The sequence below is a fragment of the Kitasatospora sp. NPDC059973 genome (assembly GCF_042737525.1).
GTDB lineage: Bacteria > Actinomycetota > Actinomycetes > Streptomycetales > Streptomycetaceae > Kitasatospora.
The window spans coordinates 46,627-64,042 of record NZ_JBHWUI010000031.1; the positions used below are offsets into that span (position 1 = coordinate 46,627).

General features: G+C 74.1%; 15 protein-coding genes and 1 tRNA gene. 10 read left to right on the forward strand and 6 right to left on the reverse strand.

Annotation, left to right across the window (positions count from 1 at the left end):
• Positions 1–110 precede the first annotated feature (110 nt).
• The 3 genes from ACFWA9_RS11685 to ACFWA9_RS11695 all read left to right on the forward strand — a co-directional run bounded on the left by ACFWA9_RS11685 (position 111) and on the right by ACFWA9_RS11695 (position 2,571).
• Complete coding sequence (locus ACFWA9_RS11685; protein ID WP_380385862.1) at positions 111–1,031, forward strand: ABC transporter ATP-binding protein; 921 nt, start codon at positions 111–113, stop codon at positions 1,029–1,031.
• On the forward strand, positions 1,028–1,876 hold the full coding sequence (locus ACFWA9_RS11690; protein ID WP_380385865.1) for an ABC transporter permease: 849 nt from the start codon (positions 1,028–1,030) through the stop codon (positions 1,874–1,876). Before ACFWA9_RS11685 ends, ACFWA9_RS11690 begins: the two co-directional genes overlap by 4 nt.
• A 176-nt stretch (positions 1,877–2,052) precedes the next feature.
• Complete coding sequence (locus ACFWA9_RS11695) at positions 2,053–2,571, forward strand: cupin domain-containing protein (RefSeq protein ID WP_329489950.1); 519 nt, start codon at positions 2,053–2,055, stop codon at positions 2,569–2,571.
• A gap of 188 nt (positions 2,572–2,759) precedes the next feature.
• Here ACFWA9_RS11695 and ACFWA9_RS11700 read toward each other — a convergent pair whose 3' ends face one another.
• Positions 2,760–3,254, reverse strand: coding sequence for an ATP-binding protein (locus ACFWA9_RS11700; protein WP_380385868.1), 495 nt, complete (start codon positions 3,252–3,254; stop codon positions 2,760–2,762).
• 219 nt (positions 3,255–3,473) lie between these two features.
• Between ACFWA9_RS11700 and ACFWA9_RS11705 the strand changes: the two genes are divergently transcribed.
• From ACFWA9_RS11705 to ACFWA9_RS11720, 4 genes are all read left to right on the forward strand, one after another.
• Positions 3,474–4,373: a helix-turn-helix domain-containing protein gene (locus ACFWA9_RS11705; protein ID WP_380385871.1), complete on the forward strand. Its 900-nt coding sequence runs from the start codon at positions 3,474–3,476 to the stop codon at positions 4,371–4,373.
• The gene (locus ACFWA9_RS11710; protein WP_380385873.1) at positions 4,336–4,467 is read left to right on the forward strand and encodes a DUF397 domain-containing protein; all 132 of its coding nucleotides are present in this window, start codon (positions 4,336–4,338) and stop codon (positions 4,465–4,467) included. The genes ACFWA9_RS11705 and ACFWA9_RS11710 overlap by 38 nt, the downstream gene beginning before the upstream one ends.
• Positions 4,468–4,614: 147 nt before the next feature.
• Positions 4,615–5,943 carry a hypothetical protein gene (locus ACFWA9_RS11715; protein WP_380385876.1) on the forward strand — a complete coding sequence of 443 codons (1,329 nt, stop codon included), beginning with the start codon at positions 4,615–4,617 and terminating at the stop codon, positions 5,941–5,943.
• A 71-nt stretch (positions 5,944–6,014) separates the two neighbouring features.
• Positions 6,015–6,098, forward strand: a tRNA-Leu gene (locus ACFWA9_RS11720).
• A gap of 77 nt (positions 6,099–6,175) precedes the next feature.
• Here ACFWA9_RS11720 and ACFWA9_RS11725 read toward each other — a convergent pair.
• The 3 genes from ACFWA9_RS11725 to ACFWA9_RS11735 all read right to left on the reverse strand — a co-directional run bounded on the left by ACFWA9_RS11725 (position 6,176) and on the right by ACFWA9_RS11735 (position 10,321).
• Positions 6,176–7,099 carry an RNA polymerase sigma-70 factor gene (locus tag ACFWA9_RS11725; RefSeq protein WP_329489957.1) on the reverse strand — a complete coding sequence of 308 codons (924 nt, stop codon included), beginning with the start codon at positions 7,097–7,099 and terminating at the stop codon, positions 6,176–6,178.
• Positions 7,100–7,169: 70 nt separating this feature from the next.
• The gene (locus tag ACFWA9_RS11730) at positions 7,170–7,643 is read right to left on the reverse strand and encodes a carboxymuconolactone decarboxylase family protein (RefSeq protein ID WP_352293890.1); all 474 of its coding nucleotides are present in this window, start codon (positions 7,641–7,643) and stop codon (positions 7,170–7,172) included.
• A gap of 206 nt (positions 7,644–7,849) precedes the next feature.
• A complete protein-coding gene (locus tag ACFWA9_RS11735) occupies positions 7,850–10,321 on the reverse strand; it encodes a SpoIIE family protein phosphatase (RefSeq protein ID WP_380385880.1) in 2,472 nt (823 codons plus the stop codon).
• A gap of 713 nt (positions 10,322–11,034) precedes the next feature.
• On the opposite strand from ACFWA9_RS11735, the gene ACFWA9_RS11740 reads away from it, so the two are divergent.
• The 3 genes from ACFWA9_RS11740 (at position 11,035) to ACFWA9_RS11750 (ending at position 15,123) form a co-directional block, all read left to right on the forward strand.
• The gene (locus ACFWA9_RS11740; RefSeq protein ID WP_380385883.1) at positions 11,035–12,177 is read left to right on the forward strand and encodes an alpha/beta hydrolase; all 1,143 of its coding nucleotides are present in this window, start codon (positions 11,035–11,037) and stop codon (positions 12,175–12,177) included.
• Between the two features lie 193 nt (positions 12,178–12,370).
• Complete coding sequence (locus ACFWA9_RS11745) at positions 12,371–13,288, forward strand: diiron oxygenase (protein ID WP_380385886.1); 918 nt, start codon at positions 12,371–12,373, stop codon at positions 13,286–13,288.
• 173 nt (positions 13,289–13,461) lie between these two features.
• Positions 13,462–15,123: an FAD-dependent oxidoreductase gene (locus ACFWA9_RS11750; protein WP_352293898.1), complete on the forward strand. Its 1,662-nt coding sequence runs from the start codon at positions 13,462–13,464 to the stop codon at positions 15,121–15,123.
• A 206-nt stretch (positions 15,124–15,329) separates the two neighbouring features.
• On the opposite strand, the gene ACFWA9_RS11755 is transcribed toward ACFWA9_RS11750, so the two are convergent.
• A complete protein-coding gene (locus tag ACFWA9_RS11755; protein WP_380385889.1) occupies positions 15,330–16,082 on the reverse strand; it encodes an SDR family NAD(P)-dependent oxidoreductase in 753 nt (250 codons plus the stop codon).
• Between the two features lie 88 nt (positions 16,083–16,170).
• Positions 16,171–17,139, reverse strand: coding sequence for a GNAT family N-acetyltransferase (locus ACFWA9_RS11760; protein WP_380385892.1), 969 nt, complete (start codon positions 17,137–17,139; stop codon positions 16,171–16,173).
• Positions 17,140–17,416 lie beyond the last annotated feature (277 nt).

Genomic DNA, 17,416 nt, shown 5'->3' on the forward strand with positions numbered 1-17,416 from the left:
GCCCGCGCGGCATCGGCCCGGGGGCGTACGCCCGTGGGCGGATCCCGCCGGGGGAGGTGTCGCCCCGGGCCCGATGCCCGGACGAGGGCCGCCCGGGCAGAGTCGTCCTCGTGATCGAAGTCAAGGAACTCACCAAGCACTACGGCGGCAGGACCGCCGTCGACCGTCTCACCTTCACCGTGCGGCCGGGCCGGGTCACCGGATTCCTCGGCCCCAACGGAGCGGGCAAGACCACCACCCTGCGGATGATCCTCGGCCTGGACGCCCCGACGGCCGGCACCGCCACCGTCGGCGGCCTCCCCTTCCGCACCCACCCGCGCGGCCTGCGGCACGTCGGCGCGCTCCTCGACGCCAACCAGGTGCACGGCGGACGCAGCGCCGCGGCCCAGCTGTCCGCCCTGGCCCGCAGCAACGGCATCCCGCTGCGCCGGGTCGACGAGGTGCTGCGGGAGGTGGGGCTGGCCGAGGCGGCGGCCCGCCGGATCGGCGGGTTCTCGCTGGGCATGAAGCAGCGGCTCGGGATCGCCACCGCCCTGCTCGGCGACCCGCCCGTGCTGGTCTTCGACGAACCGGTCAACGGCATGGACCCGGAGGGCGTGCTCTGGATGCGCCGGCTGTTCCGGCGCCTGGCCGCCGAGGGGCGCACGGTGCTGCTGTCGAGCCACCTGATGTCGGAGATGGAGCACACCGCCGACGACCTCGTGGTGATCGGCCGGGGCCGGCTCATCGCCGCCGAGCCGGTCGGGGAGTTCGCGGCCCGCAGCACCGGCCGGGGCGTCGTGGTGGGCACCCGGCAGGCCGCCGAACTGGCGGCGGTGCTGGCCGCCGCGGGCGGCTCGGTCGCACCGGCGGACCCGGCCGGTACCGGGAGGCTCACCGTGACCGGACTGCCGGCGGACCGGATCGGCGCGCTCGCCCTGGAGCACCGGATCCTGCTGGACGAACTGACCACCCGGAACGCCTCCTTGGAGGAGGCCTTCATGGAACTCACCGCCGACAGCGTCGAATACCTGGCAGGAGAGCCCCGATGACCACGTCCACGGCCGCCCCGGCGGCAGCCCCCGCAGTCACCCCCTCAGTCGTCCCGGCGGCTGCCTCGCCCGTGCGCTTCGGCGATCTGCTCGCCTCCGAGTGGATCAAGACGCGGTCGCTGCGCTCCACCCCGTGGGCGATCGCGGTCACCACGGTGTTCGTCATCGGCTCCGCCGTCGCGGCGACGATGGCGGCGCACGACGGCGACGCGGTCCCGGGCGCGCCCCGCGAGTTCCTCCCCTTCAACGCCTTTCCGGCGGCCGGGTACTGGACCCTGATGCTGGTCGCCGCCACGATGGGCGCCATCACCGTGGTGAGCGAGTACAGCAGCGGGCTGATCCGCACCACCACGGTGGCCGTCCCCGCCCGTGGCCAGGTGGTCCTGGCCAAGGCGGCCGTCACCGCCGCGCTGTGGACCGCGGTCGGCGCGGTGACCTCCGTCGGCTCCTTCCTGGCCTCCCAGGCCGTGCTGGGCGGGGGAGCCCCCGCCACCCAGCACGGCCTGGCCCGGGCCCTGGTGGCGTGCACCCTGGTGGCCCCGATCTGCGCCCTGGTCGGGCTGGGTCTCGGGGTGCTGATCCGGCACACCGCCACCACCGTGGTCACCGGGGTCTTCACGCTGGTGCTGCTGCCCCCGATGTTCTCGGAGGGGACGCGCTGGTCGGCGGACGTCAACCACCTGATGCCGTCCACCGCCTGGCGGCGCCTGGTCCAGAACTGGCCGGCGGATCCCGACTCCCTCGCGTACACCGCGACCGTCCCCGGCTCGTGGGCCGTGTACCTGCTCTGGCCGCTGGTCGCCGTCGTGCTCGCGGTGGTCGTCGTGCGGCGCCGCGACGTCTGAAAGGCTGCTGCGAGGGCCTCGGATGACGCTGGGTCACGTCCGGCACCGTCCGAGAATTGACCCATGGAAGTGGGTCGGAAATGCACCCTGGCTCGGGTCTCTCGACTGCGTAGAGTCGTAGACACAAGGCCACGGCGAGAGACCGGGGCCCACCACCCGAAACACGGAGAACGACTGTGAACACCGCTGCGAACCTCATCCCGGCCGCCGCCGACCTCAAGCCCGTGCTGACCCGCGCGGCCGAGGCCGAGACCACCAGTGACCCGAGCAGCGTGATGACCCTGCTGGCCGACTGCGGCACCGACGGCAGCTCGATCACCAGCTACCGCTCGACCTTCGCCAAGGGCGCGGTCGGCGCCCCGGCCCACTTCCACACCCGGGCCTCGGAGCTGTTCTTCGTGATCGACGGCTCGCTGCAGGTGCTGGTCGAGAACGAGATCAAGGTCCTCGGCGCCGGCGACCTGCTGCTCGTCCCGCCGCACACCCCGCACGCCTTCGCGGCGGCGCCCGGCTCCGAGGCCGACGTGCTCTTCGTCTTCACCCCGGGCATGCCCCGCTTCGACTACCTGCGCCTGCTCGGCCGGGTGATGCGCGGCGAGGCGAGCCCGCAGGAGATCAAGGACTCCTCCGAGCAGTACGACAACCACTACGTCGACAGCCCGCTCTGGCGCGCCACCCTCGACGCCGCGAAGTAACGGCCAGCGGTAGTCGTCGACCGGGGGAGGAGCGGCGAACGGGGTGGCAGCCCTCAGCGCCGCCACCCCGCCCGGGACTTGCGCCGCATGGGGCATCGGTACGCACGGGCCGACGGGTTGAGCCAAACCCCACGTTGGGGGGAAACCGTTGCGGGGCGCACGGTGAATGCGCCGGGGCGGCGCTGCCGTCAGACGGCGATGACGCCGGGAGCACGACCGAAGGCCGGGCCGGTGTACTCGGGCCCGGGGGCGACCAGGGCCCAGACGAACTTGCCCACCCCGCCCGCACGCGGGCGGCAACCCCACCGGTCCGCGAGCTCGTTGACGAGGAAGAGGCCCCGCCCGTGCTCGTCGTCGGTGGCGGAGAGCCGGGCGGTCGGGCGGCCGGTGCCCGCGTCGTGCACCTCGATCCGGAGCCGGTCGGTGATCAGTGCGAACCGGACCTCGATCATGCGGTCCGGCGGCGCGTCACTGTGCTGGACGGCGTTGGCGAAGAGTTCGCCGAGCAGCAACTCGCCGACGTCCGAATAGCGTTCGCCCTGCGGCATCCCGGCCAGATAGGCCCGCAGCATCAGCCGGGCCAGGGGAGTGCACGCGGGCCGGGAGTCCAGCCGCGCCGCGAATTCACGCGGCCGACGGTGCTGGGGGCCGAACAGCCGGCGGTCTACGCAGTTCTTGGACATGGCGTGGCTACCTCCTGGGGCGATGGGGGAGTGGAAGCGGCTCGCGGGACGGCGCGTGGTCACGCGGTGCAAGCAGAAGATTGCGTTCCGGCATCAATCATCGAGGGGACGGAGGTACGGTGACGACCAATCCGGAGTACCGGTCACATGCGGCACGTGAGGGGGGACGGCATGTCACACCGGAGGGCGAAGCAGGGGCCGACGGCCAGCTCCGCCGTGATGTTCGGCGAAGAGCTGCGGTTCTACCGCGAGTTGGGCGGCTACACGCAGGAGGAGCTCGGCAAGCTCCTGCACTGCAATCGGACGAACATCACCCGATATGAGAGTGGCAAGCGCCGGATGCCTCCTGAGTCGGTGGAGGAAGCCGACCAGTTGATGAGCACCGGTGGCTTGCTGAAGCGGCTCTGGGACCGGGTGGACTGGAACGCGGAGATCGAGCACCCGGACTGGTTCCAGGAGCACGCGGACATGGAGGCCGAGGCAGTTGCCATCAGGGTCTTCCAATTCAACTTCATGCACGGGCTGCTGCAGTGCAGGGAGTATGCGCGGGCTCTGTTCGCCACGGGGGATGCCGCGGGAAGTCCCGAGTTGGTCGAAGAGCGGACTGCCGCGCGATTGGGAAGGCAGCGACGGTTTCTCGCCGACGGTGGACCCCTCTTGCTTGCACTCCTGGACGAGAGTGCCATCCGGAACGTGGTCGGCGGCCCCGGTGTGATGAGGCGCCAGATGGAGCACTTGCTGGCCGTTGCCGAGTTGCCCAACATCGTCATCCAGGTCGTGCCGTTCGCGCAGTGCCGGACCGTAGTCGACAAGTCCATGGTGATGTTGGAGATGCCTGGCGGGCAGCACTGGGTTTACTCGGAGAGCCTTGATCGAGGGCATCCGTGCGACGTCGCGGCAATCGTGTCCGGTCACCAGCAAAGCTATGATCGCCTCCGTGGGGACGCGTTTTCAGTGGGGGACTCGCTCGCGCTGATCGCCGACGCGCTGGAAGGGTTCAGAGATGACGACGAACGAGCTCGCCGCAGCCGCCTGGCGCAAGAGCAGCCACAGCGGAAGCAACGGCGGCGACTGCGTCGAAGTGGCCCCCGGATTCCCCGGCCTCGTGCCGGTGCGTGACTCGAAGGACCCCGACGGGCCCGCGCTCCTCTTCCCCGCCTCCGCCTGGGACTCCTTCCTCGCCGCCGTCCGGGCCGGCGACTTTCCCGTCTGACCGGTCGGACAACTCCGGTCATCCGCCAACTGCGGCCGAACAATCTCGATCACTCTGCGTGTTTCGCTGGTGCGGTGCGTGATCAAACCATTACGGTCATCGACTGTGCGCACGTGATCCCCGTTCGACTGGACCGAGGCGGTAGTCATGACACAGGAACCCCGGATCGACGTAGCCCTGACCCTCAAGGGGAGCCAGGCGGAGCCCAGTCAGGCGGAGGTGGCGGAGCTCGCCGCCTCGCTGACGACCGACGTGTGGTTCGCCTCCGCGCTGGAGCGCTCGGCCCCGGGCGGGCGCCAGGCCGACGTGGTCTGGGAGCTGACCGGTGCCGAGTACAAGGGGCAGGCGGCGAAGGGCAAGGCGGCCGTCTACTACGCCAACCCGAAGCTCGGCCTGCGCAAGCCCTTCCTCTTCGCGGACGGCTTCAGCTACGGCCCGAGCAAGCTCCCCGAGCTGTTCGCGTACTTCAACCAGCCCTACGGCGACAAGCAGGGGCTCTTCGACCAGCTGCTCGCCCGGGGCTTCGACATCGTCCTGCTCGGCTTCGAGGAGCGGCACACCCACATCCAGGCCAACGCCGAGGTCGCGATCGCGGCGATCCAGAAGCTGATCGACGAGCGGGTGGGCGACGAGCGGCTGACCGTCGGCGGGGTGAGCATGGGCGGGATCGTCACCCGCTTCGCGCTCGCCAAGCTGGAGACGCAGAAGATGGACCACGAGACGGAGACGTACCTCTCCTACGACTCGCCCCACAACGGCGCGTGGATCCCGCTGGTGCTCCAGCAGATGGCCTACTTCTTCGAGGACTACACCCCGGCGGGCCCGGACGGCGCCAAGCAGGCCGACCTGATCCGCAGCCCCGCCGCCCAGCAGCTGCTCTGGGCCTGGGTGGAGAACTCCAAGTACTCCGGGCCGGTCGCCACCTCCAGCCCGCTGCGCGAGGAGTTCCTGGCGGACCTCAAGCGCTTCGACGAGTTCCCGTCGATCCCGCGCAAGCTGGGTGTCTCCAACGGCCGCCGCGACGGCGTCGGCCGCCCGCTGCCGGCGGGCGAGGTCGCCTTCGACTGGCAAGCGCTGATCGCCAGCGCCACGGCTCGCTTCCAGCCGGAGCGGGGCGAGGAGCAGCCGATCGGCGGCATGCACCTCGGCCTGGCGATGCGTCGCAGCACCACCACCGAGGTCCCGGCGCTGGACGGGGCGCCCGGCGGCACCCTGGACTCCTTCGGCAAGGTCGCGGACGCGCTGAAGGCGAAGATCTCCGAGGACTTCCGCAGCGGCGCCTTCGTCCCGTCCGTCAGCGCGGCGGCGCTGGACTTCGACCCGGTGCGGTGGAACGTCGACGTGAACCTCTCCATCACCGACGCGGACCTCGACCGGGGCCACCTGGACGAGGTCGCCTTCGACGACGACAACACCGTGCACAGCAACGGATCCCCCGTGCTGCTGGACTGGATCGTGGAGCGCCTCGCCGGCTGATCCCGGCGGCCCCACTGACCTGGTTCGGAGCACCCGCGCGGATGGGCTACGATTTACCTCATCACCCAGATGCGCGGGTGGCGGAATAGGCAGACGCGCTGGATTCAGGTTCCAGTGCCCGAAAGGGCGTGGGGGTTCAACTCCCCCCTCGCGCACACTTGGTCGTCAGACCAGCAGAAGGCCGGTCGGCCCGACTCACGTCGGACCGGCCGGCCTTCTCGTTGTCCCGGGGTCACCGCCTCGGGCGGCCGGCCTTCCGGACCTCGTCGTGGACGGCCCAGGCGTCGGCGACCGGGCCGAGGTGGCCGAGCTTGTCGGGGTTGAGGACCAGGCGGATGGCCTGGATCCGGCCGTCGAGCACGTCGAGCGACAGCGCCTGCAGCACCCTGCCGTCCCGGTCGCGAAGGATCGCGCCCGGCTGTCGGTTGACCTCGTGCGGCTCGCAGGTCACGTCGACCAGCGCCAGCCGGGGGAAGAAGGCGGCCAGCAGCCGGGCCACGTTCCCGGCGCCGACGATGGCCCTGGCCAGCTGCGGGGTCTTGCCGCCGCCGTCGCCGACCATCGTCACGTCGGCGGCCAGCAGCTCCTGCAGACCGGCCACATCACCCTCGCGCAGGGCCTCGAAGAACCGCGCCGACAGCTCCTCCTGCTCCGTGCGGACCGCCTCGAAGCGCGGCCGTCCGGCCTCCATGTGCCGGCGGGCCCGCACCACCAGCTGCCGGCAGGCGGCCTCGGACCGGCCGACCGTCGCCGCCACCTCGTCGTACCCGAAGCCGAACACCTCCCGCAGCACGAACGCCGCCCGCTCCAGCGGGCTGAGCCGCTCCAGCAGCAGCAGCGCCGCCATCGACACCGAGTCCGCCAGCTCCGCCGACCGCGCCGGGTCCTGGTAGGGGTCGTCCAGCAGCGGCTCGGGGAACCACGCGCCCACGTACGCCTCCCGCCGCACCCGGGCCGAGCGCAGGACGTCGATCGAGATCCGCGTCACCGTCGCCGACAGGAAGGCCCTGACCGACGTGGGCCGGGTCGCCGAGCCGTCGTAGCGCAGCCACGTCTCCTGCACGGCGTCCTCGGCCTCGCTCACGCTGCCCAGGATGCGGTAGGCGATCGAGAACAGCAGCGACCGCAGCTCCTCGAACTCCTCGACCTTGCTCACGCCGGATCCCCTCTCCTGATCGTCCGAACCATTCGCGGGCGGGAGCCCCTCGCCCCCGCCCGTCGCGTACTCAGTGGAACTGGCCGACCTCGTAGTCCCCGGCGGGCTGCCGGGTGATGACGTTGAGCCGGTTCACCATGTTCATGAGCGAGACCAGCATGGTCAGGGCGGTCAACTGCTCCTCGTCGTAGTGCGCGGCAGCCCGCGCCCACACCTCGTCGTCGACCCCGCCGGCCGCGTCCGCGACCCGCGTCCCCTGCTCCGCCAGCTCCAGCGCGGCCCGTTCGGCCTCGGTGAAGACCGTCGCCTCCCGCCACGCCGCCACCAGGTTGAGCCGCGCCGCGGTCTCGCCGGCGGCCGCGGCCTCCTTGCCGTGCATGTCGATGCAGACCGCGCAGCCGTTGATCTGGCTCACCCGCAGCGCCACCAGCTCCTGCGTCGCCGCCGGCAGCGGTCCGTCCTTGAGCGTCCTGCCCAGCGCCATCAGGTGCTTGAAGGCCTTCCCGGCAACCGGGGTGGCGAACAGGCTCAGTCGCGCGTCCATGGGGTGCTCCTCCGTTGTCGTCCGTCCCTGCACCCCTTGAGACGGACCGGGCGGCCGGGTTGTGACACGCACGGATGTGACCCGCGTCTCGGGCGGCCCGGCTGGTGCGGTTGCTGGACACCCGGGACGGCGAGGGCGCCCGTGCCGGTCCTTCGCCGTCCCGGTCCTTCGCCGTCTTGGGCAGGCCCGGGCCCGGGCCGGGGTGGCTACGGCAGCTCCTGCTCGGCCCAGATGGTCTTGCCGTTGCGGGTGTAGCGGCTGCCCCAGCGGCTGGTGAGCTGGGCGACCAGGTACAGGCCCCGGCCGCCCTCGTCGGTGAGCCGGGCCCGGCGCATCCGCGGCTGGGTGGCGCTGGGGTCGGAGACCTCGCAGGTCAGCCGCTCCGCCAGGATCAGCCGCACCTCGACCGGGCCACCGGCGTAGCGGATGGCGTTGGTGACCAGCTCGCTCAGCACCAGCTCGGTGGTGAAGACCAGCTCCTCCAGGCCCCACGCGCGCAGCCGCGCCGTCGCACTGCCGCGGACCCGGGCCACGGCCGCCGGGTCGGCCTCCACCGACCAGGTGGCGGTGGCGTCGGTCGGCACCGCCCGGGTGCGGGCGAGCAGCAGGGTGACGTCGTCGGCCAGCCGGTGCGCCGGCTGACCGTCGACGATGGCGCGGCCGAGCTCCCGCAGCGGTGCGGCGGCGGCGCCGGGGCGGGCCATCCGGCTGCGCAGTTCGGCCAGCCCCTCGTCGAGGTCGCCCCCGTACCCCACGATCAGCCCGTCGGTGTAGAGCGCCAGTACGCTGCCCGGCGCCAGCTCGACCTCCGCCACCTCGAACGGCAGACCGCTGACGCCCAGCGGCGGGCCCGGGCGCACCGGCACGTACTCGACGGTGCCGTCCGGCGCCGCGACGGCGGGCGGCGGGTGTCCGGCGGAGGCCATCGCGCACCGCCGCGAGACCGGGTCGTAGACGGCGTAGACGCAGGTGGCGCCGAACGGGCCGGTCCGCTGACCGGCGGGCCACTCGCCGTCCTCCTCCGGCCTCTCGCCCTCGATCAGCAACTGGCAGACCAGGTCGTCGAGATGGACCAGCAGCTCGTCGGGTTCCAGGTCGAGGTCGGCGAGGGTCCGGACGGCGGTGCGCAGCCGGCCCATGGTGGCGCTGGCCTCCAGCCCGTGGCCGACCACGTCCCCGGCGACCAGCGCGACCCGGGCCGAGGAGAGCGGGATCACGTCGAACCAGTCGCCGCCGACGCCGCTGGCGGTGTCGGTGGGCAGGTAGACGCTGGCGGTGGTCACGGCGGCGGTCTCGAAGTGCGCGGGCGGCAGCAGGCTGCGCTGGAGGCTGACGGCGGCGCGGTGCTCGCGGGTGTAGCGGCGGGCGTTGTCCAGCGCGAGGGCGGTGCGGGCGGCGATCTCGCGCAGCAGGTCCAGATCGGCCGGTTCGTAGGCGAGGCGGCCGGCGGCGCGGTGGACGGTCACCCGGCCGAGGAGGCTGCCCCGGGCGCGCAGCGGCGCGGTCATCGGGCCGGCCGTGCTCGGGGAGGCGTCCGCGGTGGTCAGGGTTGGAGGGCCGGCGGGGGCGATCGGTGAGCCCTCGGTGTCGAACTCGACCGCAGTCGTCTCCGCCACCCGGTCGAGCCCCGCGTCCTCCAGCAGGTCCGCGTCCCCGGTGACGGCGGTCCGGCGGAGCAGCAGCCGGCCGTCCCGGCCGGGCGCCGGCTCCTCGCCGGTGAACACCGCCTCGGCGATCTCGACCACGGCCAGGTCGGCCATCCCGGGCGCCAGGACGGCGGCGAGGTCCCCGGCGGTGCCGGTGACCGAGAGCGATCCGCCGACCGCCGCCGTCGCGCGGTGCAGCACGGCGAGCCGCTCGCCGGAGCGGTGGAGCGCGGTGACGTCGGTGAACAGCGCCGTCACCCCGATCACCTGACCGTCGGCGGCCTGCAGCCGGAAGGCCGAGATCACCATCGCCGCCCCGCCGCCCGGCTCCTCGATCGTCCGCACCAGCTCTCCGGAGATCACCAGCGGCCGGCCCGTCCGCAGCACCTCGTGCAGTTGCTTTTCGACCGCCTCGGCGCCCTCGGGCTCCAGGAAGTCCCCGAGGCGCCGTCCGGTCAGGTCCGGCGGGAGGCCGGAGTAGGGGAGCAGGTGGGTGTTGGTCCTGACCAGTCGCAGCTGGGTGTCGAACACGGCGAGGCCCACCCGGTCCTGGAGGAACAGCTCCCGGGTGAACGCCTGGTCCTGCCGCCACTGGGTGACGAGTTCGGCGGGGGCGCCGAGCAGGAAGTACCGGGCCGCGTCGGACGGCTTCCGGCCGTCGCTGTCCTCCAGTGGGAGCACCTGGAAGACGATCCCCAGCTCCTCGCCCCGGCCGGAGCGCACCAGCGCGGTGCCGGACCAGGTGTCGGAGGACTGCTCCGGGGACTGCGGCGCCGCCGGCTCGGCGGTGGCCGCCCGTTCAGCTGCCGCCGCGCGCTCCGCTGCCGCCGCGCGCTCGGCCCGGCGTTCGGCCAGCAGGGCGGTCCAGGTGGCCGGGTCGGCCAGCAGCTCACGGACCGGGCGGCCGCAGACCTCGGAGGCGGGCAGGGACAGCAGCTGCTCGGCCTCCCGGGTCCAGCGGACGATCCTGCCGTCCGCGTCCAGCAGGGCACCGGCCGCGCTGTCGACGAAGGGGGGTCGTCGGCTGTCCATGATGCGCACCTCGGATGTGTCGTGCGGTCTCGGCCGTCTGCGGTTCGTCCGTCCGTCCGATGGTCACCCTCCCTCCGGCCGTCGGGCCGCGTGCCGCCGCAGGCCCCCATCCGGGTGATGTGCTGCCCCGCCGTCGCCGGGCCGCCGGGTCACCGCCCGCCGGGCAGGGGCAGCGGCAGGGGCAGCGGCAGAGCCGGCGTCCGCCGGGGGGGACCGGGTGCCGGGCGCGGCCCACCGGTGACCGGGGGCCGAGGGGGAGGAGGTCCACCGTGCTCATCCGGTCCGCTCCTCTCCTCCGGCCGCGAGCGCGCCGGTCCGTACCCCCCGCTGCCTGGCCCGGGGCTTCTCCATCATCCCTCCGGCGCGCGTCGCCGCCAGTCACGGCGGGCTACCGGCGGCGGCCGGGCCGGGACCTGCGCGGGGCCCGGGCCGGGGTGTCCCGTCAGGCGTTGCCGGGGTGTCCCACGGGCTCGGGGTGTGGTCGGTGCGCCGGGTCGGGGCCCGGCCCGCGCCCGTCCGGTCGAGGACCGCCGGGCGCCCGGCATTCGCCGCGCGGACATCGCGCGAGGCCCGGGCCGTCACCGACCGGTCAAGCGAAGGGGCACGCTGGGCCGAACCGGCGAGTAACACTACGCTGAGCCGCCTCGATCCCGAGCCGTCGTGCCGGTCCACCGCGAGCGGCCGGCCCGGGCCCCGACCACGCAGGAGGCACCATGACGATCCCGACCCGGGCACCGGCACCGGCACCGGCACCGATCCCGGTCCCGGTCCGTGCCCAGGCCGCCGCCGTCCGCGCGGCCTACGCGCTGCCGCGGCCGCTGCGCCGGCTGATCGCCGGCGCGCCCGTCCGACGGGACGGCCAGCGGCTGGCCCTCGACGCCCAACTGCTGCTGAGCCTCCAGCGGATCTCCGGGAACCACCTGGTCAGGCCCGCCGGAGTGGCCGCGTCGCGGGTCGGGCTGGACCACGGCCGCCACCTGGTGAGCGGCCCGGTGATCGAGCCGGTGGCCACCCGCGAGATCCGGATCCCGGTCGAGTACGGCGAACTGCCGGCCACCCTGTACACACCGGACGGCCTGGCCGCCCCGTCCGGGCTGCTGGTCTTCTTCCACGGCGGCGGCTGGGTGCTCGGCACCCGGACCAGCCACGACAACACCGCGCGCTTCCTCGCCCGGCACGCGGGTGTCCGGGTGCTCTCGGTCGAGTACCGGCTGGCCCCGGAGCACGTCTTCCCGGCCGCCGTGGACGACGCGCTGGCCGCCTTCGACCACGCCCATGCCGAGGCGGCCGACCTCGGTGTGGACCCGGACCGGATCGCGGTCGGCGGCGACAGCGCCGGCGGCAACCTGGCGGCCGTCACCGCCCAGCTGGCGGTCCGGCGCGGCGGGCCCGCGCCCGCGTTCCAGCTGCTCTTCTACCCGGCGGTCGACGCCTCCCGGCACCGGCCGTCCCGGGAGCTGTTCGCCGACGGGTTCCTCCTCACCAGCGCGCACATGGACTGGTTCGCCGACCACTACGCACCCGAGGGCGTGGACCGCTCGGACCCCCGGCTCTCCCCGTTGCTCACCCCCGACCTGACCGGCCTGCCGCCCGCGTACATCGCCACCGCGGGCTTCGACCCGCTGCGCGACGAGGGGGAGGCGTACGCCGAGCGGCTGCGCGAGGCGGGCGTGGTGGTCGCGCTCAGCCGCCAGCCCGACCTGATCCACGGCTACATCAACTACCTGGGGATAGGCCGGCGGTTCCGCGAGGCCACGGCGGAGGCCGCCGGGGCACTCCGGCTGGCGCTCAGCCCGAACGCGTGCAACCCCCGGCAGCGTGCCGGGCCGCGATGCCTGAGGGACCACGACGCCTGACGGGCCGCAGTGCCTGACGGTCCGCATCCTTGACGGCTCGCGATGCCTGACGTGCCGGAACGCTGACGTGCCATCCGGGTTCCGCCGGAGGCCGGTGCGCGAGGGCTTCTCGCGCCCGGCCTCTTATTGTACTCTCCGTCTAATAAGCGGGGCGGGCGGGAACCCCGCGCAGGGCACGCACCTGGAGGCAGCCATGGCTCACCCCGGCACGGCAGCAGGGATCCACGCTCACACCTCGGCCGACGACGACGTCTCGAAGCGACTGCTCGACTCGGCCGCGACCCTCTCCTACGACCCGGCGACCGAGATCGACTGGGACGCGCCGCTCCCCGAGGACGGCTACGGGCTCAACCCCGAGTGGAGCACGCTCTACGGCACCCGGCTGTGGGACGAGATGACCGAGCGGCAGCGGGTCACCCTCACCCGGCACGAGGTCTGCTCGATCATGACCACCGGCATCTGGTTCGAGATGATCCTGCAGCAGATGGTGCTGCGCGACCAGTACCTGAAGAACCCGGCCAGCGCGGAGTTCCGCTTCGCCCTCACCGAGATAGCCGACGAGTGCCGGCACTCGATCATGTTCGCGCGCGCCTGCGAGAAGATGGGCGTCCCGCAGTACCGGCCGGCCGCGGTGATCGCCCAGGCCGGCCGCCTCTTCAAGGCCACCGCCAAGGGTGAACTCGCCTACGGCGGGATCCTGGTGGCCGAAGAGGTGCTCGACGTCATGCAGCGCGACTGGATGCGCGGCGAGAACGTCCTGGACATCGTCCGCGGGACGTCCCGGATCCATGTCGTCGAGGAATCGCGGCACATGAAGTTCGCCCGCCAGGAGATCCGCGAGCGGCTGCGCGGCGCCGGCCGCGCCCGTCGGCGGGCCGCCGGGACCGGCATCGCGGTGGCGGCCTACGTCATCGTCAGCAGCATGGTCCACCCGGGCGTGTACCGGGCCGCCGGGCTGGACACCGAACGGGCGCTGGCCGAGGTGCGGGCCAACCAGCACCGCAAGGCGATGATGCGCACCAGCTCCAGCCACCTGATGGCCTTCCTCGGCGAGGCCGGGCTGCTCAACAGCTCCGCGGCCGCGGTCTACCGCCGCGTCGACATGCTCTGACCCGAGCCGACCCGAGCCGGCGCTCGCCGACGCGACCGCAACCCCGTCCCGACGCCTACCGTCCCGCCCCCGAGAGCCGGCCGACGCCCGCGCCGACCGGCTCGACGCCTGCGCCCGACCCGACCCGGCGTGACCCGACCGCCTCCCCCACGCAGCGAGGACCCCACCCGGCCATGGCCTACGCGATCACCCAGACCTGCTGCAACGACGCCTCGTGTGTGTCCGTCTGCCCGGTCAACTGCATCCACCCCACCCCGGACGAGCCGGAGTTCGGCCGTACCGACATGCTCTTCATCGACCCGGTCGCCTGCATCGACTGCGGCGCCTGCGCGGACGCCTGCCCGGTCGACGCCGTCTATCCCGTCGACCGGCTCGCCGGCCCCGACACCGTCTTCGGGGAGCTCAACCGCGACTACTACCGGGACCACCCGGCCGACCACAGCTGGGGAGCGCCGACCTTCCCCCGGAGCCTGCCGGACGACCTCGGGCCGCTGCGGATAGCGATCGTCGGCACCGGCCCGTCCGCGAGCTACACCGCCCAGTCGCTGCTGCGCACCACCGGCGCGGAGATCACCATGATCGACCGGCTGCCGGTCGCCGGCGGCCTGCTGCGGCACGGCGTCGCCCCCGACCACCAGTCGACCAAGCGGATCGCCGAGAGCTTCGCGAGCGTGTTCCACCACCCCCGGCTGCGGGTCCACCTCAACGTCGAGATCGGCAAGGACCTCAGCCATGCCGAACTGGCCGCCCACCACCACGCCGTCGTGTACGCGGTCGGCGCCGCCACCGACCGCCGACTCGGCCTGCCCGGTGAGGACCTCCCCGGCAGCCTGCCCGCCACCACCTTCGTCGGCTGGTACAACGCCGACCCGACCGTCCCGGCCGAGGCCGTCGACCTCTCCGCCGAGCGGGCGGTCGTCGTCGGCAACGGCAACGTCGCCGTGGACGTCGCCCGGATCCTGCTGCTCGACCCGGACCGGCTCGCCGCGACCGACATCGCCGACCACGCCCTCGCCGCCCTGCGGGACAGCCGGGTGCGGGAGGTGGTGCTGCTCGCCCGCCGGGGGCCCGAGCAGGCGGCCTGGACGCGGTCCGAGTTCCTCGCGCTCCAGCACCTGCCCGGCGTCGAACTCGTCGTCGAGGACCACCCCGAGGTCCGCGCCGCGATCGCCGCCGCGCCGGAGGGCTCGAAGGCCGCGCTGCTCGCCGGGCTGCCGCTGGAGCACGTCGACGGCGGCGAGCCGCCGCGCCCCGGCCGCCGGATCGTGCTGCGCTTCTTCGCCGCGCCCACCGAACTCCTGGGCACGAGCCGCGTCGAGGGCGTCCGACTCGGCGGGACGGCGCTCGTGGCCGGCCCCGACGGTCCGCGTGCCGAACCCACCGGCGAGCACGGCACCCTCCGGGCCGGACTGGTGGTGCGGTCCATCGGCTACCGGGGCGTCCCCGTGCCCGGTCTGCCCTTCGACGCCGCCGCCGCGGCCGTGCCGCACCGGGGCGGCCGCGTGATCGACCCGGAGACCGGCCGGCCGCTGCCCGGCACCTACGTCGTGGGCTGGGCCAAGCGCGGGCCGTCCGGCGGGATCGGGGCCAACCGGGCCTGCGCGCAGGAGACCGTGGACGCCCTGCTGGACGATGCCGCGGCCGGTGCGCTGCCCGATTCGTCCGGCACCCGAAGGGAGTTGGCCCGGCTGGTCCGCAGCCGGCGGCCGGACGCCGTCGGGCTGAAGCAGCTGCGGGCCATCGACCGCGCCGAACGCGCCCTCGGTGAGGCCGCCGGCCGCCCCCGGGTCAAGTTCGCCACCCTCCCCGCCCTGCTGGCGGCCGGCCGCCGCTGACCCCGGGCCCGCCCGGGCCCCGGCCAGTCGTCGCCCGGTCCCGCGCGAGGGCGCCCGGCCGCGCGCGGGTTCGCTGGCCCGGCCGCAGCTGGCGCAGGTTGGCGTGGCAAGCCGGTGGTGAGGCGCCCGGCCCGGGAGCCGCCGGCCCGCCGATGGGTCCGCACCGGGCGGGACCGGCCCGCCCGGTGCGGGTCCGCTGCTCGGCCTCAACGCCCCAGGACGGCGCCGCCGTTGACTCCGATGACCTGGCCGGTGACGTAGCCGGCCTCCGGGGAGGCCAGGTAGGCGACGGCCGCCGCCACGTCCTCCGGGGTGCCGGCCCGGCCGACCAGGGTGGCGGCGATCTTGTCGGCGTGGAACTCCGGCGTCCAGCCGCTGCCGAAGATCTCGGTGGACTCGACGTAGCCGGGGGCGAGGATGTTGACGGTGATGCCCTCCGGGCCGAACTGCCGGGCGAGGCCGAAGCCCCAGCCGTGCAGGGCGGCCTTGGCGGCGGCGTAGGAACCGGCCGAGTGCGGGCCGGCCCCGCCGCGCTGGGCGGCGGCGGAGCTGATCAGGATCACCCGGCCGCCCGGGCGGCGCAGCCGGTCGGCGAGCGCGCCGGTGAGCAGGACGGCGGACAGCAGGTTGGTGTCCAGGTCCCGCCGCCAGGCCTCGGCCAGGGCTTCGAGGGAGGCGTCGGCGGGCGGGGTGATCACCGCGCCCGCGTTGTTGACCAGCACGTCCACCGGGCCGAGTGCCGCGATCGCCTCGCCCGCCGCCGCGACCTCGGCGGCCACCGTGAGGTCGGCCGTGACCGGCACCACGTCGCCCCCGATCTCCGCGGCGGCCTTCGCCAGCACCTCGGCCCGCCGTCCGACGATCGCCACCCGGTAACCGCGTCCGGCGAGTTCGGCGGCGACCGCCCGGCCGATCCCCGTCCCGCCGCCCGACACCACCGCGGTCCGTCGCTGCTCCATCGTGTGCGCCCCCTGCTCCTGCGTCGATCGACGACTCCGGTCCGGAGCCTACCGAACGGTAACTTCCCGGCGGGTCCGAACGGCCGGCTCACGCGCCCGATCGGGCCGGCCCGCCGGCCCCGCCCGGGTGGAGCGGCTTGCCGTACACCGTCGAGCCGAGCCGGACGGTCATCCCCACCCGCTGGTACAGCGCGAGCGCGCCGGTCTCCGAGTGCGTCCACAGCGTGCAGGCCCGCCGGCCGCGCCGGTGGAACGCGGCGAACGCCTCCCGCAGCAGCGCCCGGGCGACGCCCCGGCCGCGGTGGTCCCGCCGGACCGCGACCCGCTCGATGTAGCCCTCGCCGGTGTCCGGCAGGTCCAGCGACAGCACCGCGCCGACCATCTCCCCGGCCGCGAACGCGACCGGCGAGAGCGCGGGCGCGAAGGTGTCCCGCTCGACGGTGTGCCGCGCCCACTCCTCGTAGGGCTTGCGCCGCACCTGCCACTCGTCGAACGCGTCCTCGGTGAGCAGGTACGCGGCCCGCTCGTCGCCGGCGCGGAACGGCCGGACGGTGATCCCGTCCGGTGGTACGGGCGCCGCCGGCCCGGCGGGCAGCCCGATCTCCAGCAGCCACTGCGTGACGAACGGCCCGTACCCGCGCGAACGCAGCAGCGCGTCGGCGGCGCGGTCACCGTCCCGGACGGTCTGCGAGAGCCGCTCGCTGCCCAGCTCCCGGGCCCGCGCCTCGACCCAGTCGAGCAGCGCGCCGCCCAACCCCTGGCCCCGGTGCGCCGGGTGGACGTCCACCTTGCTCCGCCGGCCGCCGTGCACCCAGGCCCGGGCGACCACGGTGCCCGCCGCGTCCAGCACCAGCAGCGTGTCGCGGGCCGGGTCCAGACCGGGCAGGGCCAGGTCGGCGGCCACGCCGTCGACCGCGTTCTCGGCCCCGCCGCCGGCGCCGCCGGGCAACTCGCGTTCGCGGGCGGCGACCAGCCGGTGGATCGCCGGTGCGTCGGCCGGGGTGGCGGCCCGGCTCCGGTAGTGGGCCGGGAGGGACGGCAGCGGAAGTTGGGGCATGCCGCGACTCTGCGCCATCGGCGGCCGCCCTGTCGACCGGATCGGGCGAGCCGACCCGGCCGGACGGGGCCCGGGGCCGCCTCCGGCACGATCGGGTGCGGAGGCGGCCCACTGGCCCGAGGCCGGTCGTCACCCTACGGACGGGGCATCGACCGCGTCGTTCGACCGGCCACGATCCCCGGCGGCGTGCGCCGCCGTCGATGCCCATCCCACACCATGAAGTGCGGTTGAGGTCAAGGCCGTAGGGCGCGAGAAGTCGGCCGGTCCGACTTCTCGC